The sequence below is a fragment of the Azotobacter tropicalis genome, assembly GCF_059739045.1.
The window spans coordinates 4,056,858-4,075,693 of record NZ_AP046059.1 but is presented as its reverse complement, the minus strand read 5'-3'; the positions used below and the strand labels follow the sequence as shown (position 1 = coordinate 4,075,693).

17 protein-coding genes and 1 pseudogene are annotated in these 18,836 nt (G+C 67.6%); 9 read left to right on the top strand and 9 right to left on the bottom strand.

Annotated elements, in window-relative coordinates:
• Positions 1-7: 7 nt before the first annotated feature.
• From Atro_RS19270 to purU, 6 genes are all read right to left on the bottom strand, one after another.
• Positions 8-847: an IclR family transcriptional regulator gene (locus Atro_RS19270; RefSeq protein WP_497924867.1), complete on the bottom strand. Its 840-nt coding sequence runs from the start codon at positions 845-847 to the stop codon at positions 8-10.
• Between the two features lie 108 nt (positions 848-955).
• On the bottom strand, positions 956-2,002 hold the full coding sequence (gene zapE, locus Atro_RS19265) for a cell division protein ZapE (protein ID WP_497924865.1): 1,047 nt from the start codon (positions 2,000-2,002) through the stop codon (positions 956-958).
• Between the two features lie 4 nt (positions 2,003-2,006).
• Positions 2,007-2,612: a protocatechuate 3,4-dioxygenase subunit alpha gene (gene pcaG, locus Atro_RS19260; protein ID WP_497924863.1), complete on the bottom strand. Its 606-nt coding sequence runs from the start codon at positions 2,610-2,612 to the stop codon at positions 2,007-2,009.
• A 13-nt stretch (positions 2,613-2,625) separates the two neighbouring features.
• Positions 2,626-3,345 (bottom strand): protocatechuate 3,4-dioxygenase subunit beta, encoded by a 720-nt coding sequence (gene pcaH / locus Atro_RS19255; protein WP_497924861.1) that lies wholly within the window; start codon positions 3,343-3,345, stop codon positions 2,626-2,628.
• Positions 3,346-3,470: 125 nt separating this feature from the next.
• Positions 3,471-4,403 carry a pca operon transcription factor PcaQ gene (pcaQ, locus tag Atro_RS19250; RefSeq protein WP_497924859.1) on the bottom strand — a complete coding sequence of 311 codons (933 nt, stop codon included), beginning with the start codon at positions 4,401-4,403 and terminating at the stop codon, positions 3,471-3,473.
• A 122-nt stretch (positions 4,404-4,525) separates the two neighbouring features.
• On the bottom strand, positions 4,526-5,377 hold the full coding sequence (gene purU / locus Atro_RS19245; RefSeq protein WP_497924858.1) for a formyltetrahydrofolate deformylase: 852 nt from the start codon (positions 5,375-5,377) through the stop codon (positions 4,526-4,528).
• Positions 5,378-5,899: 522 nt separating this feature from the next.
• Here purU and mvaT point away from each other — a divergent pair.
• Positions 5,900-6,279, top strand: a pseudogene (mvaT, locus tag Atro_RS19240) (histone-like nucleoid-structuring protein MvaT).
• Positions 6,280-6,354: 75 nt separating this feature from the next.
• Here the strand turns inward: mvaT and sbcB are convergent.
• The gene (gene sbcB / locus Atro_RS19235; RefSeq protein WP_497924855.1) at positions 6,355-7,785 is read right to left on the bottom strand and encodes an exodeoxyribonuclease I; all 1,431 of its coding nucleotides are present in this window, start codon (positions 7,783-7,785) and stop codon (positions 6,355-6,357) included.
• Between the two features lie 121 nt (positions 7,786-7,906).
• Here sbcB and Atro_RS19230 point away from each other — a divergent pair, with 121 nt between their 5' ends.
• Genes Atro_RS19230 through Atro_RS19205 form a run of 6 tightly spaced genes read left to right on the top strand, consistent with a single transcriptional unit; the run spans position 7,907 to position 14,557 of the window.
• On the top strand, positions 7,907-8,635 hold the full coding sequence (locus tag Atro_RS19230; RefSeq protein ID WP_497924853.1) for an RDD family protein: 729 nt from the start codon (positions 7,907-7,909) through the stop codon (positions 8,633-8,635).
• Positions 8,632-9,609, top strand: coding sequence for a stage II sporulation protein M (locus Atro_RS19225; protein ID WP_497924851.1), 978 nt, complete (start codon positions 8,632-8,634; stop codon positions 9,607-9,609). The genes Atro_RS19230 and Atro_RS19225 overlap by 4 nt, the downstream gene beginning before the upstream one ends.
• The gene (locus Atro_RS19220; protein WP_497924850.1) at positions 9,596-11,092 is read left to right on the top strand and encodes a DUF4129 domain-containing protein; all 1,497 of its coding nucleotides are present in this window, start codon (positions 9,596-9,598) and stop codon (positions 11,090-11,092) included. The genes Atro_RS19225 and Atro_RS19220 overlap by 14 nt, the downstream gene beginning before the upstream one ends.
• The gene (locus tag Atro_RS19215; RefSeq protein WP_497924848.1) at positions 11,089-12,246 is read left to right on the top strand and encodes a DUF4350 domain-containing protein; all 1,158 of its coding nucleotides are present in this window, start codon (positions 11,089-11,091) and stop codon (positions 12,244-12,246) included. Before Atro_RS19220 ends, Atro_RS19215 begins: the two co-directional genes overlap by 4 nt.
• Positions 12,243-13,229 carry an AAA family ATPase gene (locus Atro_RS19210; RefSeq protein WP_497924846.1) on the top strand — a complete coding sequence of 329 codons (987 nt, stop codon included), beginning with the start codon at positions 12,243-12,245 and terminating at the stop codon, positions 13,227-13,229. Before Atro_RS19215 ends, Atro_RS19210 begins: the two co-directional genes overlap by 4 nt.
• Positions 13,226-14,557 carry a DUF58 domain-containing protein gene (locus Atro_RS19205; RefSeq protein ID WP_497924844.1) on the top strand — a complete coding sequence of 444 codons (1,332 nt, stop codon included), beginning with the start codon at positions 13,226-13,228 and terminating at the stop codon, positions 14,555-14,557. The genes Atro_RS19210 and Atro_RS19205 overlap by 4 nt, the downstream gene beginning before the upstream one ends.
• Here the strand turns inward: Atro_RS19205 and Atro_RS19200 are convergent.
• Complete coding sequence (locus tag Atro_RS19200) at positions 14,554-14,913, bottom strand: PilZ domain-containing protein (protein ID WP_497924842.1); 360 nt, start codon at positions 14,911-14,913, stop codon at positions 14,554-14,556. The genes Atro_RS19205 and Atro_RS19200 overlap by 4 nt on opposite strands.
• A gap of 199 nt (positions 14,914-15,112) precedes the next feature.
• Here Atro_RS19200 and Atro_RS19195 point away from each other — a divergent pair, with 199 nt between their 5' ends.
• Positions 15,113-16,039, top strand: a complete 927-nt coding sequence (locus tag Atro_RS19195) for a universal stress protein (RefSeq protein WP_497924840.1) — start codon at positions 15,113-15,115, stop codon at positions 16,037-16,039.
• A gap of 60 nt (positions 16,040-16,099) precedes the next feature.
• Positions 16,100-17,551, top strand: a complete 1,452-nt coding sequence (gene pyk, locus Atro_RS19190) for a pyruvate kinase (protein ID WP_497924838.1) — start codon at positions 16,100-16,102, stop codon at positions 17,549-17,551.
• Between the two features lie 32 nt (positions 17,552-17,583).
• Here the strand turns inward: pyk and Atro_RS19185 are convergent, their stop codons facing one another.
• The gene (locus Atro_RS19185; protein WP_497924836.1) at positions 17,584-18,741 is read right to left on the bottom strand and encodes a GGDEF domain-containing protein; all 1,158 of its coding nucleotides are present in this window, start codon (positions 18,739-18,741) and stop codon (positions 17,584-17,586) included.
• Between the last annotated feature and the right edge of the window lie 95 nt (positions 18,742-18,836).

Genomic DNA, 18,836 nt, shown 5'->3' with positions numbered 1-18,836 from the left:
CGCCCCCTCAGGCGAACAGCTGGGCGCTCAGCTCGCGGCTGGCGCCCAGCATGATCGGCAGGTAGCGCTTTTCCAGCTCGGCGATGGTCACCCGCCCGGCATGGGTGCTGACGTTCATCGCCGCCAGCACCCGTCCCGAGGAGTCCTGGACCGGCACCGCCAGCGAGCGCAGGCCCTGCTCGAGCTCCTGGTCGACGATGCACCAGCCCTGCCGGCGCACCTGCTGCAGGCACTCCCAGAGCGCCTCGCGGGTGTGCAGGGTGCGGCTGGTCTTGGGCAGCAGGTCGGCGTGCTCCAGGTACTCCTGCAGGCTGACGTCGTCCAGCGCGGCAAGCAGCACGCGGCCCATCGAGGTGCAGTAGGCCGGCAGCCGGCTGCCGACGCTGAGGTCGACCGAGATCAGCCGCTGGGGAATCGCCGAGCGGGCGATGTAGAGCACCTCCTCGCCTTCCAGGGTGGCCAGGTTGCAGGCCTCGTGCAGCTGTTCGCTGATGCGGTCAAGGTAGGGCTGCGCGGACACCGCCAGCGGCGTGGAGGACAGGTAGGCGTGGCCGAGGGTCAGCACCTTGGGGGTCAGCGAGTAGGTGCGCCCGTCGGTGGTGGCGAAGCCGAGTTTCATCAGGGTGTGCAGGCAGCGGCGCACGGCGGCGCGCGGGATCTCGGTGCGGTGGCTGATCTGGGCGATGGTCAGGTGGCGCTTGCGCTCCTGGAAGGCGCCGATCACCGCCAGGCCGCGGGCCAGGGAGGTCATGAAGTTCGGATCGCCGCTCAGGGCCTCGATGCGCTTGGCGGGGGAAATGTACGGCGGCGGCGCGAGGGTGGGCACGGCCTGACGCGACTCACTCATGGGGTCTCCTTGACTGGCTCGCCCCGGAACGATGCGACGAGAGGCGATACGACATGCTCGATTATCGGCCAGTGGCCGGGCGATCACAATCGAGCGCCCGGCGGCGCCCTACGCCTCCGCCAGGGCCCGCGGCCGGAGCTGGGCCAGGCGGCTGCGGGTGCGCGCGAAGTCCTCGTGGACCCGCTCGCGGCACAGTTCGTCCAGGCTCGTCCGGCTGCTCAGCAGCAGTTCGATGCCGGCGTCGTAGGCGATGTCGACGAAATTCAGGAAGCGCTGCCGGACGTCCGGCGAATGCCGGTCCAGACAGGGCAGCCCGCTGATGGCGATGCGCTCGAAGCGCGCGCAGAGCCAGAGGTAGTCGCGGGTCGAGGACGGCACCGGGAACAGCGCGGCGAAGTCCAGCCAGAGGCTGCGCGCGTCCTGGCCGAGCGGCTGCAGGTTCAGCCGGTTGACCGCGAGCGGCGCCGCCGGCATGTCCAGGCCCAGCTCGCGGCGCCAGTCCTGCAGGCTTTGCGGCGACTCCGGCCAGTGGTACTGGCCCCAGTCGCGGACGCTGCGGGAGCGGTAGTCGACCCCGCCGTCCAGCTCGACGATGCGCATGTGCTTCTCGAGCGCGCGGATGAACGGCCTGAAGCGCTCGTGATGCAGCGGGTTCGGGCAGAGCGAGGCCGGCGCATAGTTGGAGGTGACCACCACCCCGACCTGCGCCTGCAGCAGCGCCTCGAGCAGACGCCCGAGGAGGATGGCATCGCCGATGTCGTGGACGTGGAACTCGTCGAAGCAGAGCAGGCGCACCTCGCCGGCCAGCTCCGCGGCGACCCGCGCCAGCGGATCGGGCTGCCCGGTGTGGGCCAGCAGGCGCACCTGCAGCTCCTGCAGGAAGGCGTGGAAATGCACCCGGCGCTTGGCCGCCAGCGGCGCCCCCTGGAAGAAGCAGTCCATGACGAAGCTCTTGCCGCGCCCCACCCCGCCCCACAGATAGAGGCCGCCGACGGGCCGGCGCAGCCAGCCGCGCTTGCCGCTCAGCAGGCTCTCCAGCCAGTCGGTCAGCGCATCGAGCGCAGACGACTGCGCGGCGTCGGCCTGAAAGCCCGACGCCGCCAGTCGCTCCGCGAAGTGCCGGCGCACCGCTTGCGCGGGCGCCGGTCGGTGCATGACCTCAGAAGTCAAAGAACACCGTTTCCCCTTCGCCCTGCACGCGGATGTCGAAGCGGTAGGCGGTCTTGCCGTCCACCTCGCAGCGCCGGGCGATCAGGGTCTTGCGGCGCTCCGGCTGCTCGATCAGGTTGAGCACCGGGTCGGCGGCGTTGGCCTCGACCTCGTCGTCGAAGTAGATGCGGGTCTGCAGGTGGATGTTGATGCCGCGAGCGAACAGCGAGACGCTGATGTGCGGCGCCATCGGCTTGCCGGCGGCATTCTTCACCACGCCCGGCTTGACGGTCTTCACCGTCCACTCGCCGGCGTCGAAGGTGGTCGCGGTGCGGGCGAAGCCGTTGAACGACTTCTCCAGGTCGTAGGCGGTGTCGTAGACGCCTTCGTGGTTGGCCTGCCAGAGCTCCAGGTAGGAGTCGCGGATCAGGTGGCCGTTGCCGTCGACCACCTTGCCGATCAGGATGATGTGCTCGCCCGGCGCGTCATCCTTGGCCATCTCGTTCCAGATTTCCTGTGCGCGGGTCGGGTTGCCGGCGGCGGCGCCGGCCAGGCCGATGTGCACGTAGGGACCGGCGGTCTGCGAGGGGGTTTCCGGCAGCAGTTCATAGTTCATGGTCGGCTCCTTCTCACTGGTTCTCGAAACGGGTCTGGCGCTGGCCACGCAGCACGATGTTGAAACGGTACGCCAGGCAATCCATGGGCACGTTGGAGCTCAGGTCCAGACGGCCGATCAGGGTTTCCACGGCGTCCGGGTTGGCGATGGTGCGGACGATCGGGCACTTCGCAATTAGCGGATCGCCCTCGAAGTACATCTGGGTGATCAGCTTGGTGGCGATCGACGGGCCACTGATCGACACGTGGATGTGCGAGGGCCGCCACTCGTTGGGGCCGTTGCGCCACGGGTAGGGACCCGGCTTGATGGTGCGGAAGAAGTAGTAGCCGTCGGCGTCGGTCAGGGTGCGGCCGACCCCGCCGAAGTTGGGGTCCAGCGGTGCCAGGTAGCTGTCGTTCTTGTGACGGTAGCGGCCGCCGGCGTTGGCCTGCCACATTTCCACCAGGGTGTGCGGAACCGGATTGCCGTACTGGTCGACCACCCGGCCGCACATGATGACGCGCTCGCCGACCGGCAGACCGCCGTGGTTGAAGTTGAGCAGCAGGTCGTTGTCGTACTTGCCCATCTTCAGATGGGTGAAGTCCGGACCGGTGGTCTCCGAGAGGGACTGCGGGATGCTGACCAACGCCTGGCTCGGCGAGCGGGCGATGGTGGTCTTGTAATCCGGGGTATAACCTTTCGGCTGCCAATTCCGGTCACGGGCGACGAAACGGCGGGTATCGAGCTCGGACATCTCAGGCTCCTTGTTCTTGGGATTGTGGAGTCGCTAGAACCGCAAGGCGGCTACGCGAGGCAAAGTGTCACACTGCCCCAGCCCGATGAAAATTGAAAAGAACGCCCACAGACATAACCTAATGGTTATGTATCAACACTCCCGCTCAGCTCCCTGGCCACCTGGCGCAGCTCGTCGCAGAACCACTGCGCAGCCAGCGGCAGCGGCAGCGCCGAGTTCCAGCAGAAGCCGATCGAGCCGCCCGCCTCGCGCGCGCCCAGCCGCAGCTCGAGCAGCTCGCCGGCCTGCAGGTCCAGACGCACCGCATCCAGCGGCGCCAGCCAGAGCGCATCGCTGGACAGCACATAGCGCCGGCTCAGCACCGGCGAGAGGGTTTCCAGGCGCTGCGCCGGCAGGGGAATGCCGCACTGGACGAAGAAGCTCTCGGCATACTGGCGGATGGTGGTGCCGGCCAGCGGCAGGATCAGCGGGTAGTCGCCGAGCGGCGCCAGATCGGCCAGATCGGCCTCGAGCAACGGGTGCCCGGGCCGCACCACCAGCGTCATGGACTCGCTATAAAGGTGCTCGAAGGTCAGCCCGCGGATTTCCGGGCTGTCGGTCATCCGCCCCACCACCAGATCCAGCTCGCCGACCCGCAGCTGCGCGAGCAGGTAGGCGCTGAGGCCGGTGGCGACGCTGACCACCAGCGCCGGGTGATTGCGGTGCAGGCGCAGCACCACCTCCGGCACCACCTGGCTCTCCACCGTCGAGAGCACGCCGACGCGCACCACCCCGCCGGCCTGGCTGTCGCCGCGCAGGGTGTTGACGCCGTCGCGCAGGGCCTGCACGCAGGGCCCGGCATAACGCAGGAAGGCGATCCCTGCCGGAGTCAGCGACACCCCGGATTTGCCGCGCTCGAACAGCCGGGAATCGAGGATCTCTTCCAGTTCCTTGAGCGTCTTGGACATCGCCGGCTGGGATACCGCCAGGGTATCCGCCGCCTTGACGAAGCTGCGCTGACGGGCCACTTCGAGAAAGCTGACCAGATGGCGGAACTTGATGCGGTTGTCGACGAGCATGGGCGCCCCCAATGGACGAACCGGCGCAGGCGACTCCGCCGGGAAAAGCGGCAGGCGGGTCTTTCGGCAGTTCCGGCAGGGCATGCTGCCGCCAGGCCTGCCCTCCCCGCCTCAGGACAGCTTCAGGCGAACACCACCGTGCGGTTGTCGTGCACCAGCACGCGGTCCTCGAGGTGATAGCGCAGGCCGCGGGACAGCACCATCTTTTCCACGTCCTTGCCGAGGCGCACCATGTCCTCGACGCTGTCGCGGTGGGTGATGCGCACCACGTCCTGCTCGATGATCGGGCCGGCGTCCAGCTCCTCGGTGACGTAGTGGCAGGTCGCGCCGATCAGCTTCACCCCGCGCAGCGAGGCCTGGTGATAGGGCCGGGCGCCGACGAAGGACGGCAGGAAGCTGTGATGGATGTTGATCACCTGCATGGCGAACTCCTGACACAGCTGCGGCGGCAGGATTTGCATGTAGCGGGCCAGCACCACGGTGTCGGCGGCATGCTCGCGGACCAGCCGCGAGACTTCGGCGAAAGCCGGCTCCTTGTTCTGCGGATCGACCGGCACATGGTAATAAGGAATGCCATGCCACTCGACCATGCTGCGCAGGTCGTCATGATTGGCGATCACGCAGGGAATCTCGCAGGCCAGTTCGCCGCTGTGCCAGCGGTGCAGCAGATCGGCCAGGCAGTGCGATTCGCGGCTGGCCATCAGTACCACGCGCTTGAGCTGGCTCGAATCGGTGACCCGCCACTCCATGGAGAACTCCCGGGCGATCGGGGCGAAGGCACGGCGGAACTCCTCGAGATCGAACGGCAGGGAGTCCGCACGGATTTCATGGCGCATGAAGAACCAGCCGCTGTGACTATCCGAATGGTGGCTCGCCTCAGTGATCCAGCCGTTATAGGTGGCCAGGAAACTACTGACCTTGGCGACGATGCCGACCCGGTCGGGGCAAGCGATCACCAGCCGAAATGTACGCATGATGGGAACAACTCCAGAACTCGCGAAAGCGCCATTCTAGCCACAGCGCCGGAAAACTTCAGTAACTCGCGCGCGTCCCGGGGAGACCGGGCAACAAGCACCCGTCGTAGTTCGCGCAACAGTCGGGTTAAGTGCAGCGGCGAATAAAAGGAGGATATCGCCATACTGTTGCGGACTGAAAGAGCACATGAAAAAAGCGTGATCGGAACTGTTTTGAAACCCTTTATTCGCACCCTGCGAGCCGCGGACTCGAGTTTTTCGGCATGTGCCCACCGACTGTAGCGGCGACGCTATAAACGGCCAGCACGGGCAGAATCGCACCCCGTTCGAGCGTGCTGCCCAAGTATTAACGGCCTATAAAATGTGGCCTCGGCTATTTCCGTATCGAGTTCCTGAAGTCTGCGACAAAGACCGCAACTTAAAGTTGAACAAAGTTTTCCAGGATATTTACTTGCCAACAATGCCTGACTATCATTGTCCCAGAACTCGTCTAATCCCCTGCCGGGGTTCAAGGTAAGTAAAATGTCCCTGATCAACGAATACCGTGCCACCGAAGAAGCCATCAAGGAGCTTCAGGAGCGCCTGAAGAATCTTTCACAGGACGACAAGCTGCAGAAGGAATTGGAATTCGAAAGCAAACTGCGCAAACTGATGGGCGAATATCAAAAGTCCCTGCGCGACATCAATGCCCTGCTCGATCCGGATGCCAAGTCCGCGCGCGGTGCACGCAGCGCCAAGCCCGCTCCGGCGCCCACCAAGCGCGCCCGCAAGGTCAAGCAGTACAAGAACCCCTATACCGGCGAAACCATTGAAACCAAAGGGGTAATCACAAGACCCTGAAGGAATGGAAAGCCCAGTACGGTGCCGATGTCGTCGAAAGCTGGGCTACTCTGCTCGACTGAGTCGAAACTGCCGGATTTCCAAAGGAACGCTGCACTATTGGCGTTCCTTTATAAGTCCCGACTCAGTCCGAGAGCTTACATGGCATAGCGCTCTCGCAACTGCCGTGCATATTCGTGCCACGCTTGCAGTATCGACCGATGTTCGCTGCACGCTTGGACGAACAGTTGCTCCCATTGCGCATTGAAATCCCCCAGCGTGTTGGGTGCCCCCCAGGCAGCGTCATTCAGACGCCGTCGGCAGAAGTCTCGCCAAGTCTCACCTTCGGCTGCCGTCAAAGTTTCCGGGAAATTGCGCGCCCGATAGCGAAACAGTAACTCGGGAAGACGCGCATCGTCGAATCCCCAATTCTGCTTGCCCAGACTTTGTGGCTCGGCCTGGCGCACTTGTTCGCAAAGACGCCGGTCCCGCTCCCCCAGAAATCCGCCATACAACTGCTGTTCCGGGTCCTCGTTGGCGGAAAACTCATCGCCGCTATAAATCTGCGACAGTTTTTTCTGCCACTGCCCTTGAGCCGCACATAACAAGTCCACACGCCGTTGGCACTCTGCCATGTCCAGTTGCAGACGCCCGATATCTTCTTCACGCAATACCGACAAGGGAGCCAATACCGGACAACGATTGATATGCACGAGTTTCAGAGGGACCGGCAATTCATTGTCTGCCAACTCTTCGCGGCGGGTATAAAGGCGCCGGCGCAGAACTTCCGCCTCGAGATCGAACAACGGCGCCGGATCGGCCTGCAGGTCGCAGACGATCAGGGCATTGCGGTTGGACGGATGCCAGGCCAGCGGCAGGACCACCGCTAGATAGCTGCGCTCGGCAGCGAAACGCCCGGAGACGTGCACCAGGGGACGCAGCAGCCTGATCTGCTCCAGCACCCGCTGCTTGCTGCGCAGCCGATAGAGATAGTCGTACAGCTTCGGCTGGCGCTCGCGCAGCAACCGGGCCAAGGCGATGGTCGCGCGCACGTCGGCCAGGGCGTCGTGGGCCTGGCCGTGATCGATGCCGTTGGCCGCGGTCAGCCGCTCCAGACGGAGCGTGACCCGTCCCTCCTCCTGCGGCCAGTGGATGCCCTCGGGCCGCAGGGCGCAGGCCGTGCGCAGCAGGTCGATCAGGTCCCAGCGGCTGTTGCCGCCCTGCCATTCGCGGGCATAGGGATCGAAGAAGTTGCGGTAAAGCGCGTAGCGGCTGATTTCGTCATCGAAGCGCAGACTGTTGTAGCCTGCCGTACAGGTGCCGGGGCGGGCCAGTTCGGCGTGCAGGCGGGTGACGAATTCGGCCTCGCACAGCCCCCGCTCGGCGAGCAGCTGCGGAGTGATGCCGGTGACCAGGCAGGCTGCCGGATGCGGCAGGATGTCGTCGGCCGGCCGGCAGTAGAGGTTCAGCGGCGTGCCGATCTCGTTGAGCTCCTCGTCGGTGCGGATCCCCGCCACCTGCAGGGGACGGTCGCAGCGTGGATTGATACCGGTGGTTTCGTAGTCGTACCAGAAGATGCTGGAGGTCACTGGGGGGTTCCCGTCGATGGAATGGCGAAAGTCTACCATTCGCCCCGCTCCGGACCGGGGCGGTTGCCTGGCGGCCGGCGGCTGGCTAGCATCGGGCTTTCCGCCCGAGCACGGTCGAGCGATGTCCGCGTCCCCCGCCCCGTCCGCTGCCGGCCCCGTCCGGCAGCCGCCCCTGGATACCCGTTACCTGGTGGAGACGCCGGAAGGCATCGACCTCGTGCTGCATCCTGCCGGCCTGGTGCCGCGCGCGCTGGCCTTCGCCGTCGACCTGGTGGTCCGCGCGCTGCTCCTGCTGCTGGCCTTTCTGCTCCTCGGCCAGCTCGGCGAACTGGGCACGGGCCTGGCCAGCCTGACCTTCTTCCTCGTCACCTGGTGGTACATGGTGCTCTTCGAAGTGCTCAACCAGGGCTGCTCGCCCGGCAAGCAGCTGCTCGGCCTGCAGGTGCTGCACGACGACGGCACGCCGGTCGGCTGGGCCGCCTCGCTGACTCGCAACCTGCTGCGCGTCGTCGACCTGCTGCCGTTCGGCTACACCCTGGGCATCCTCAGTTGCCTCGCCCATCCGGCCTTCAAGCGCCTGGGCGACCTGGCCGCCGGCACCCTGGTGGTCTACCGGGAACGAGCGCAATCGCGCCCTGCCTTGCCCGAGATCGCCGCGCAGCCCGTGCCCTTCGCCCTGCAGGCGGACGAGCGGCGCGCCCTGCTCGCCTTCGCCGAACGCCGGACCAGGCTGTCCGCCGGACGCCGCCGCGAACTGGCGGAGATTCTCGCCGGGCCGCTGCAAGTGCCGGAAGAACAGGCCGAGGCCCGGCTGCTCGGCATCGCCCGCGAACTCATGGGCCCGTCATGAAGCAAGGCTCCTTCGAACGGCGCCATCAGGCCGACTGGCAGGCCTTCGCCCGCCAGCTCGACGCCCTCGAGCATGGCAGAGCCGGTGCGGACAGCCGGCACTTTCCCGCCGCCTACCGGCGCCTCTGCCGGCAACTGGCGCTGGCCGAGGAGCGCGGCTACGGCAGCCGGCTGGTCGAGCAGTTGCAACAGCTGGCCCTGCGCGGCCACCGCCAGTTCTACCGCCATCGCAGCCCTCTGGGTGCGCGCTGCATCGGTTTCCTGCTCGGCGGCTTCCCGCGCCTGGTGCGCGAGGAGTGGCGCCTGGTGCTGGTCGCCAGCCTGCTGTTCTACGGCAGCCTGGCGGTCATGGGCCTGCTCGTCTATTGCTTTCCGGAGCTGGTCTACAGCCTGCTCGCTCCCGAGCAGGTGGCGCAGATGGAGGCCCTCTACGATCCCGACGCCAGCCGTCTCGGCCGCTTCGGCGAACGCAGCTCCGCGGCCGACTGGATGATGTTCGGCTACTACGTCATGAACAACTTCGGCATCGCCTTCCAGACCTTCGCCAGCGGCCTGCTGTTCGGCCTCGGCAGCCTGCTCTTCCTGCTCGCCAACGGCCTGACCATCGGTGCGGTGGCCGGCCATCTGACCGGCATCGGCTACACCGGTACCTTCTGGCCGTTCGTGATCGGCCATGGCGCCTTCGAGCTGACCGCCATCACCTTCGCCGGCGCCGCCGGCCTCAAGCTCGGCGGCGCCCTGTTCGCCCCCGGCCGCCTGACCCGCAGCGAAGCCCTGCGCCGGGCTGCGGCGCGTAGCGTGCAACTGGTCGCCGGGGTACTGCTCCTGCTGCTGATCGCCGCCTTCGTCGAGGCCTACTGGTCGTCCATGACCTTCAGCGGAGCGCCACTCAAGTACGCGGTCGGCATCCTGCTCTGGCTGCTGGTGGCCGCCTACTTCCTGCTCGCCGGACGCACGCGCCATGCGCCTGACTGACAGCATCGCGGTGCTCCGCCCGCGTAGCCCCTGGGAAGCCATGGATCTCGGCATATTGCTGGCGCAGCGTCACGCCGGCCTGCTGATGCTCGCCTGGGCGCTGCCCGCCCTGCCGCTGCTGGCTCTGCTCAGCCTGCTGCTCTGGGAGAGTCCCGGCTGGGTCCTGCTGATCTTCTGGTGGTTGAAGCCGCTCGGCGAGCGCCTGCCGCTGTTCATCCTCTCCCGCGCCCTGTTCGGCGCGACACCGCGCCTGGGCGAGGCCCTGCGCGCCCTGCCCGGCCTGCTCCGCGCAGAGACGCTGGCCAGCCTGACCCGGCGCCGCTTCAACCCGACCCGCAGTTTCGATCTGCCGGTGCTGCTGCTCGAGGGGCTCTCCGGCAGGGAGCTGCAGCAGCGCCGCGCCGTGCTCGCGGCGGGACGCGGCAAGCGCGGCGCCGGTTGGCTGACCCTGGTCGGCCTGCACCTGGAGCTGGCGCTGTGGCTCGGCCTGCTGGGCTTCCTTTATCTGCTGCTGCCGGCGCAGGCGAGTATCGAGTTCGACTGGCAACGGCTGCTCGAGGACACGCCGCCGGAGCGGCTGTGGCTGGAGCATCTGACCAACGGGCTCTATGCCCTGGCGCTGATGGTCTGGGAGCCACTGTATGTCGCCTGCGGCTTCGGCCTCTACCTGAATCGCCGCGTACACCTCGAGGCCTGGGACCTCGAAGTGGCCTTCAAGCGCCTGCGTCGGCGTCTGGGCAGCGCACCCGGCATCCTGCTGCTCGCCGCCGGCCTGGCGCTGCTGCAGCCTCCCGGCACGGCCCTGGCCCAGTCGCCGGCGCCGCAGCCGGCGCAAACGCTGGACCACCAAGCCGCCCAGGCGGACATCCGGACCCTGCTCGGACAGCCGCCCTTCAGTCGGCGCGAAGAAGTCACCCGCTGGCGCTTCGGCGCCCCGGCGCAGGTGCCGAGCGCCAAGGCCCGGCCGCTCGTGTCCTCCGGCCTCGTTCGCCGGCTGGCCGAGGCGCTGGAAATTCTCCTGTGGGCATCCGTCGGAGCGGGGGGCCTATTGCTGGCCTGGCGCTACCGCGGCTGGCTGGCAGCCTTTGCCGGACGTCGCCAGCCCTCCGAGCGCGCCATCCCGCCGCTGCCGCCCCGGCACTCCGCCCCCCGGCCCGCACCGCCGGTGCTGCCCGCCGACATCGCCGCGGAGGCCGAACGACTGTGGGCAGAGAATCCAGGGCGAGCACTCGCCCTGCTCTACCGCGGCCTGCTCGAACACCTGCGCGCGGATTACCGCCTGCCGCTGCGCGAGGCCGATACCGAGGGCGAAATCCTGCGCCGGGTTTCCCGGCTGGAGCAGCGCGAGCTGCAGCAGCTCGCCGAAACCCTGACCTGGCACTGGCAGAATTTCGCCTACGGCGGGCGTCTGCCGCCGGCCGAGCTGAAAGACGAACTGCTCGCCGCCTGGCAGCGCCAGTTCGGCGCCGTGGGCACGGCATGAGCGGGGGGCGCCGTCTCGCCCTGGCAGGCGCCGGGCTGGCCTTGGCGCTGCTGGGGACCTGGCTGCTCGGCCAGTTGCATCCCTACCGGGAAATCGTCGAGCGCGGCCCGACGTCGCAGGCCCGCGCCAATCCCTATCTGGCCGCAGAACTCTTCCTGCGCCGCCAGGGCCTCGAGGTGCAGCGCGCCAGCGGCCTGGAAAGCCTCGCGGCACGCCCTGGACGCGCCCAGACCCTGCTGCTGCTCGGCAGCCGCGAGCACATGACCCCGCGCCAGGCCGAGCGGGTGCTCGAGTGGACCGCCGCCGGCGGACACCTGGTGTTCGTCGCCGAACGGCTGTGGGACGAGAAGGCCGACCGCAGCGGCGACCCGCTGCTCGACGGGCTGGGCATCCAGCAGCACCTCAGCGCGGACCTGGCGATCGGCGAGCCGCGGGACAACGAGCGGCAGCCCGCGGAACTGGCCCGCTTCTACGTGCAGAACGAGCGCAAGCCGGCCTATCTGGCCTTCGACCCCGCCTTCCACCTCTACGACAGCCGCCACCGCGCCTACGCCTGGGCCAACAGCAGCGAAGCCACTCACCTGCTGCGAGTGCGCCACGGTCAGGGCGACGCCACGGTGCTGACCGATGCCTGGATCTGGGAAAATCCGAACATCGGCGCTCACGACCACGCCTGGCTGCTCTGGTATCTCAGCCGGGACAGTCAGGTCATCCTCGCCTATCGGGTCGCCGGCGACAGCCTGGCCACCTTGCTGCTGCGCCATTTCCCCGCCGCCCTGCTGGCCCTGGCCCTTCTCGCCGGCGCCCTGGCGTGGCGCGCCGGGCTGCGTCAGGGCCCGCCGTTGCCGGCCGCCGGCCCCACGCGCCGGCAACTGGAGGAACACCTGCGCGCCGGCGCCGACTTCCTGCTCCACCGCTGCGGCCAGGCCAGCCTGCTGCAGGGCCTGCAGCAGGACATCCGGCGGCGTGCCGGCCAGCGCGATCCGCGCTTCGCCGAGCTGTCCGAGGAGGCGCAGTGGCAGTTGCTGGCCCGGCTCGGGCGCCTGCCGGCCGAGCATATCGGCCGGCTCATGCAGCCGCCGGGCAAGACGCTGCCGGCCACCGACTTCACCCGCCAGGTCGCCGACCTGCAACGACTCAGGAACGCCTTATGAACGATGCAAGCACTCCCCCGACGTTCTCCCGCCAGCAGGCCGGCCAGCTGCTCCAGGCCCTGCGCACGGAGATCCGCAAGGCGGTGATCGGCCAGCAGGCGGCCATCGACGACCTGCTGACCGCGCTGATCGCCAACGGCCACGTCCTCGTCGAAGGCGTTCCGGGACTCGGCAAGACGCTGCTGGTGCGCACGCTCGCACGCTGCTTCGACGGCGACTTCGGGCGCATCCAATTCACCCCCGACCTGATGCCCAGCGATGTCACCGGGCATGCGGTGTACGACCTCGCCAGCGAACAGTTCAAACTGCGCAAGGGGCCGGTGTTCACCCATCTGCTGCTCGCCGACGAAATCAACCGCGCACCGGCCAAGACCCAGGCGGCCCTGCTGGAGGTCATGCAGGAGCGCCAGGTGACCCTGGAGGGCCGTGCCCTGCCGGTGCCGCAACCGTTCCTGGTGCTGGCCACGCAGAACCCGATCGAGCAGGAAGGCACCTATCCGCTGCCGGAGGCCGAGCTGGACCGCTTCATGCTCAAGCTGCGCATGGACTACCCGGAAGCCACGGACGAGCTGGACCTGGTCCGCCAGGTCGCCCGCTCACCGCGTGCCGACATGCTTGAGGTCACCCCATTGCGGCCCCTGCTGCAGGCGGCCGACGTGCTGGCGCTGCAGCGACTGGCCAGCGAGCTGCCGCTCGACGAGCAGGTGCTCGACTACGCCGTGCGTCTGGTGCGCCGGACGCGCGACTGGCCCGGCCTGATCCTCGGTGCCGGGCCGCGCGCCTCGATCGACCTGGTGCGTTGCGGCAGGGCCCGCGCCCTGCTGCGCGGCGGCGATTTCGTGACCCCCGACGACATCCGCGACTGCGCCCTGGCCGTGCTGCGCCATCGCGTGTACCTGGCGCCGGAGCTGGACATCGAGGGCCTTTCGGTGGACCAGGTACTGCTGCAACTGCTCGACCAGGTCGCGGCGCCACGGCCATGAAACCTACGCGCCGGCTCCTCGCCCTGCTCGCCGCGCTGCTCCTCGCCGCCCTGCCGCTCGGCCTCCGCTCGGCCCTGTACGGGGAAGGATCGCCGGCCTTCGCGACACTCTGGTGGGGGCTGCTGCTCGCCCTGCTGCTGCTCGCCGGTCTGGATGCCGCCGGGCTGCACTGGCGCCCCTCGCCCCGCCTGAAGCGCCAGTTGCCGGGCCATCTGCCGCAGGGCCGCTGGGGCGAGGTGCGCCTCGACCTGGAACACGACTACCGCCTGCCAGTGTCCGTGGAAATCTTCGACCACCTGCCGCCCGGCATGCACGGCGAGCCGCTGCCGCTGCGCCTGAAACTGCGGCCCGGCGAGGCGACCGAGTGCGGCTACCGGATCCGGCCGCTCGAGCGCGGACACTTCCGCTTCCAATGCTGTGAGATCGGCCTGCCCAGCCTGCTCGGACTCTGGCAGGGGCGTCGCCGCTTGGAACTGCCTGGAGAAACCCGCGTCTATCCGGACTTCAGCCGCCTTTGCCGGGCCCGGCTGATGGCGGTGGACACCTGGCTCGGCCGTCTCGGCATTCGCCAGTTGCCGCGCCGCGGCCTCGGCCAGGACTTCCACCAACTGCGCGAATTCCGCGACGGCGACACCCTGCGGCAGATGGACTGGAAGACCACGGCACGCAAGCACACGCCCATCGTGCGCGAGTACCGCGACGAGCGCGATCAGCAGATCCTCTTCTTGCTCGACTGCGGCCGGCACATGCGCAGCCGGGACGGCGAACTCGCCCACCTCGACCATGCCCTTGACGCCTGCCTGCTGCTCGCCTACGTGGCGTTGCGCCAGGGCGATGCGGTGGGGCTGGCGACCCTCGCCGGCGATCAGGACCGCTACCTGGCTCCGGCCAAGGGCGATGCCCAACTGAATGCGTTGCTCAACACCGTCTACGACCTGCAAGCCACCCGCCGTCCGGCAGATTTCGCCGCGGCGGCCAACCTGCTGCTCAAGCGCCAGCGCCGCCGCGCCCTGGTGGTGATCCTGAGCAACCTGCGCGACGAGGACGACGGCGAGCTGCCGGCGGCAGTCCGCCGCCTGGGCCGCCGTCATCGGGTGCTGGTCGCCAGCCTGCGCGAGGAAGTGCTCGACCGGCTGCGCCACACGCCGGTGGAGAGTCATGCGGACGCCCTGGCCTATTGCGGCACGATCGATTATCTGAACGCCCGCGCCACCTTGCACCAGCGCCTGGCGGCTGCGGGCATACCGCTGCTCGACGTGCGTCCCGCCGAGCTGGGCCCCGAGCTAATCGGCCGCTACCTGGCCTGGAAGCGGGGCGGAGTGCTCTAAGCCGAAGCGGCGTTGGGATGGAAGGTGAAGTACTGGCGCAAAACCTCGACCAGGTCGAGGTATCCGCTGGGCGGGTCGGCCAGCTCGAAACCCGAGTCGAAGCTGCCGGGCGTCACGTCCTCGCGGGTCCAGCGGCAGGTGGCGGAAAAGTCTATGTAGTGCTGCTGACCTTCGCGCCCAGGGATCTTCAGGCGCATGTCGAATTCGGCGAGCACCAGCATCGGCCACGGACTGATCAGCATCAGCCCCTCGCGGGAAATGTTGCCGATGTAACCCATGGGCTTATCGGTGACCCGATTGAACACCTTGAGATAGTAAGGCAGTTGGTGACGTTCGATACGGCGCTGGATAGGCATGATTTATGACAAATCGCTAGTCCGGTTTTTGAGTATGACGCCAAGATCGCTCAGGAACCAGTGTCCCACTATCTGACAAGCCGTTTCGCTTTTATGCTCCCATGGCAACGAGATATCTCGCTTGAGTTAGTCTGTTAGGCATCGGACATCCCGGCCGCCGCCCGGGTGCACTGCGCTGCCAAGAGCCAAGGAGACAATAATGAACCTGCGCCAGTTGCTCGTCGTGATCGACCTCACCCAGGAGGCCCAGCCGGCCCTGGAGCGGGCCGCCTGGCTGGCTCGCAGTACCGGCGCAGCTGTGGAGCTGCTGGCCTGCGAATTCGAACCAGCTCTGGACAACAGCCTGCTGTTCGACGACCGGCAGACCGAGCAGGCACGCACTGCGCTGCTCGCCCACCGCCGTGCGCGCCTCGAGGCGCTAGCCGCTCCGCTGCGCGCCGATGGCCTGCAGGTGCAGGTCGAGACACGCTGGGGCAAGCCACTGCACAGGACGATCCTGAGCCGGGCCGAGGAGCTGAAGCCGGATCTGCTGTTCAATACGGCCACCCACCGCCACGGCCTGCTCGGGCGCCTGCTGCTGAGCAACACCAGTTGGCAGCTGCTGCGCCATTGTCCGGTGCCGCTCTGGCTGGTGCATCCCGGCCCCTGGCAGGGCCGACGCCTGTGCGCCGCCCTCGATCCGCTGCACAGCGCCGACAAGCCGGCCCATCTCGATCACCGCCTGATCGCCACGGCCCGCGAGCTGGCCGAGCGTCTGCAGCTGGACGCCCATTACCTGCACTGCTACGCGCCGCTACCGCGCAGTCTGGTCTTCGACGAAGAGCTGGTCGCCACCTATGACGCCTATGTCGAGCGCGGCAGCCGGCAGCACCGCATGGCCTTCGAGCAGTTGCTCGCGCCCTACGCGATTCCCGCCAGCCACCGCCACCTGGAACAGGGCTATCCGGAGGAGCTGATCCCCCGCTTCGTGCGCGATCGACAGGTCGATCTGCTGCTGATGGGCGCCATCGCCCGCGGCCACCTGGACAACGCGCTGATCGGCAACACCGCCGAGCGGGTACTGGAGGCACTGGAGTGCGACCTCCTGGTGCTCAGGCCGCAGCCCGAGGAAGGTAGTGCGGCATGACAATGACTACAGCCCCCGCGCGTAGTAGCCTCGCAGGCAGCGTCCCATAAGGAGTCCCGCATGACGTTCCGCCGCACCAAAATCGTCGCTACCCTCGGTCCAGCCAGCAGCTCGCCCGAGCGGCTCGAGCAACTGATCCTCGCCGGGCTCGATGTCGCCCGCCTGAACTTCTCCCATGGCAGCGCGGACGAACACCGCGCCCGTGCCCATCTGGTCCGTGAACTGGCCGCCAAACATGGTCGTTTCGTTGCCCTGCTCGGCGACCTGCAGGGACCGAAGATCCGCATCGCCAAATTCGTCGACAAGCGTATCGAACTGGCGGTCGGCGACCATTTCCGCTTCTCCGTCACCCATCCGCGCGATGCAGGCACCCAGGAGGTGGTCGGCATCGACTACCCGGATCTGGTGAAGGACTGCAACGTCGGCGACGAACTGCTGCTCGACGACGGCCGGGTGGTCATGCTGGTCCGCGAGAAGAGCGCCGACGAGCTGCACTGCACGGTGCTGATCGGCGGCCCGCTGTCCGACCACAAGGGCATCAACCGTCGCGGCGGCGGCCTCACCGCGCCGGCCCTGACCGCCAAGGACAAGCAGGACATCAAGCTGGCCGCGGAGCTGGAGCTGGACTACCTGGCGGTATCCTTCCCCCGCGACGCCGCCGACATGGAACTGGCCCGGCGCCTGCGCGACGAGGCCGGCGGCAAGGCCTGGCTGGTGGCCAAGATCGAACGCGCCGAGGCTGTGGCCGACGATGCCGCCCTCGACGGTCTGATCCGCGCCAGCGACGCGGTGATGGTGGCGCGTGGCGATCTCGGCGTGGAAATCGGCGACGCCGAGCTGGTCGGCATCCAGAAGAAGATCATTCTCCATGCCCGGCGCTACAACAAGGCGGTGATCACCGCGACGCAGATGATGGAGTCGATGATCCACAGCCCGATGCCGACCCGCGCGGAGGTCTCGGACGTGGCCAACGCCGTGCTCGACAACACCGACGCGGTGATGCTCTCGGCGGAAAGCGCCGCGGGTGAGTACCCGGTGGAGGCGGTGCAGGCCATGGCGCGCGTCTGTCTGGGTGCGGAACGCCATCCGACCAGCACCCGCTCCAGCCATCGCCTCGGCCACACCTTCGAGCGCTGCGACGAGAGCATCGCCCTAGCGGCCATGTACACCGCCAACCACTTCCCCGGCGTGAAGGCGATCATCAGCCTTACCGAAAGCGGCTACACGCCGCTGATCATGTCGCGTATCCGCTCCTCGGTGCCGATCTTCGCCTTCTCGCCGCACCGCGAGACCCAGGCGCGGGTGGCGCTGTTCCGCGGCGTCTACACGGTGCCCTTCGACCCGACGGCCATGGCACCGGAAAAGCTCAGCCAGGCGGCGGTGGACGAGTTGCTCAAGCGCGGAGTGGTCGAGCCGGGCGATTGGGTGATCCTCACCAAGGGCGACAGCTACAACACCATCGGCGGCACCAACGGCATGAAAATCCTGCACGTGGGCGAGCCGCTGGTCTGATCCACATGGCCGCCGGGGGCGGCCATGTCCTTTCAGGAGGATGCCGAGCGGCGATCGGTTCGGGCGTCGCTGGGCTCCCAGCTTGCTTCGCAGCGGTTCCGACCGTTGTGCTTGGCTCGATAGAGGGCTTGATCGGCACGTTGCAGGGCGAGGTCCAGGTTGTCGCCCTGCTGCAACCGGGTCATACCGATCGACAGACTGAGACCGCCCAGCGACAGTCCTAGCGGCTCGGCGGCGGCGAAGGCCTCGCGCAGCCGCTCGCAGCAGACCGAGATCTGATCCAGGTTGACATTGGGCAACAGCAGCACGAATTCCTCGCCACCGTAGCGGGCCAGCACGTCGCTCTCACGCAGACAGGCCTGTGCCAGCGTCGCGAAAGTCTGCAGCACCCGATCCCCGGCGGCGTGTCCATAGCGGTCGTTGATACGCTTGAAATGATCCAGGTCGATCAGGGCCAGGCCATACTGGGCCTGGGCCGGCAACTGGGCCAGCTCGCGCTCCGCCAGGCGCAGGAAATGCCGCCGGTTGCAGAGCCCGGTCAGCTCGTCAGTGGAAGCCTGATCCTCCAGCTGGCGCATTATCCCGCGCAGGGTGTTCTGGTGCGCCACCAGAGCATGGCGTCGTTGGCGCATGCGCTGGCGCATCGCATTGATGTAGCGGCCGAACAGGCAGAGCCAGAAGAGCACGGTGAACAGGGTTGCCAATTGCAGGAGAGGCGGCTCGGCGGCGTCCTGCGCCTGAAAGAAGGAGTCCCACCATTCGAGCGCGACGAAGCCGGCAAAGGCGAGGGCCGTACAGCGGACGAAGGCGCGCGGACGCAGCTGGAAGAGTCCGAACAGCAGGATCGGCACATAGAACACCAGCAGGGTGCCGCGGGCCTCGTTGTCCAGACAGCCGAGCAGGAGTGTCTGCCAGAGCAGGGCTACCAGCACCTGCGCCTCGGTCATCCCCGGATCGCGGAAGCGCAGGTTGCGCCCGCTGCGCAGCAGCAGGAAGAACGCCAGTTGACTGGAGGCGAGCGAAATGCCGCCGAGCTGCAGCACGGCGAACGGCACCTGGCCATGCCCGGTCACGATCGCCACGGCCAGCAGCAGCAACGCCAGGGCATAGGTACCCAATGCCATGGCAAAGCGGCTCAGCAACAGACGTTGCAAGGCCTGCGGCTCCAGCCGCGTAGTGGAAGTGTTCATGGGGTCCATCCCGTGACAACGCCAATGGGACACTCTACCGGCCGGCCAGGCACCTGCCTAGCCGTCCTACGCCTTTGGCCCAAGCGGTTGCTCCC

Excerpts from the sequence above, each read along its gene's own strand:
- Atro_RS19270 (WP_497924867.1), bottom strand. The coding sequence starts at position 847 with ATGAGTGAGTCGCGTCAGGCCGTGCCCACCCTCGCGCCGCCGCCGTAC.
- pcaQ (WP_497924859.1), bottom strand. The coding sequence starts at position 4,403 with ATGCTCGTCGACAACCGCATCAAGTTCCGCCATCTGGTCAGCTTTCTC.
- Atro_RS19225 (WP_497924851.1), top strand. The coding sequence starts at position 8,632 with ATGAAGCAAGGCTCCTTCGAACGGCGCCATCAGGCCGACTGGCAGGCC.
- Atro_RS19205 (WP_497924844.1), top strand. The coding sequence starts at position 13,226 with ATGAAACCTACGCGCCGGCTCCTCGCCCTGCTCGCCGCGCTGCTCCTC.
- purU (WP_497924858.1), bottom strand. The coding sequence starts at position 5,377 with ATGCGTACATTTCGGCTGGTGATCGCTTGCCCCGACCGGGTCGGCATC.
- Atro_RS19200 (WP_497924842.1), bottom strand. The coding sequence starts at position 14,913 with ATGCCTATCCAGCGCCGTATCGAACGTCACCAACTGCCTTACTATCTC.
- Atro_RS19215 (WP_497924848.1), top strand. The coding sequence starts at position 11,089 with ATGAGCGGGGGGCGCCGTCTCGCCCTGGCAGGCGCCGGGCTGGCCTTG.
- Atro_RS19210 (WP_497924846.1), top strand. The coding sequence starts at position 12,243 with ATGAACGATGCAAGCACTCCCCCGACGTTCTCCCGCCAGCAGGCCGGC.
- Atro_RS19185 (WP_497924836.1), bottom strand. The coding sequence starts at position 18,741 with ATGAACACTTCCACTACGCGGCTGGAGCCGCAGGCCTTGCAACGTCTG.
- pcaH (WP_497924861.1), bottom strand. The coding sequence starts at position 3,345 with ATGTCCGAGCTCGATACCCGCCGTTTCGTCGCCCGTGACCGGAATTGG.
- zapE (WP_497924865.1), bottom strand. The coding sequence starts at position 2,002 with ATGCACCGACCGGCGCCCGCGCAAGCGGTGCGCCGGCACTTCGCGGAG.
- pyk (WP_497924838.1), top strand. The coding sequence starts at position 16,100 with ATGACGTTCCGCCGCACCAAAATCGTCGCTACCCTCGGTCCAGCCAGC.
- Atro_RS19195 (WP_497924840.1), top strand. The coding sequence starts at position 15,113 with ATGAACCTGCGCCAGTTGCTCGTCGTGATCGACCTCACCCAGGAGGCC.
- Atro_RS19220 (WP_497924850.1), top strand. The coding sequence starts at position 9,596 with ATGCGCCTGACTGACAGCATCGCGGTGCTCCGCCCGCGTAGCCCCTGG.
- Atro_RS19230 (WP_497924853.1), top strand. The coding sequence starts at position 7,907 with ATGTCCGCGTCCCCCGCCCCGTCCGCTGCCGGCCCCGTCCGGCAGCCG.
- pcaG (WP_497924863.1), bottom strand. The coding sequence starts at position 2,612 with ATGAACTATGAACTGCTGCCGGAAACCCCCTCGCAGACCGCCGGTCCC.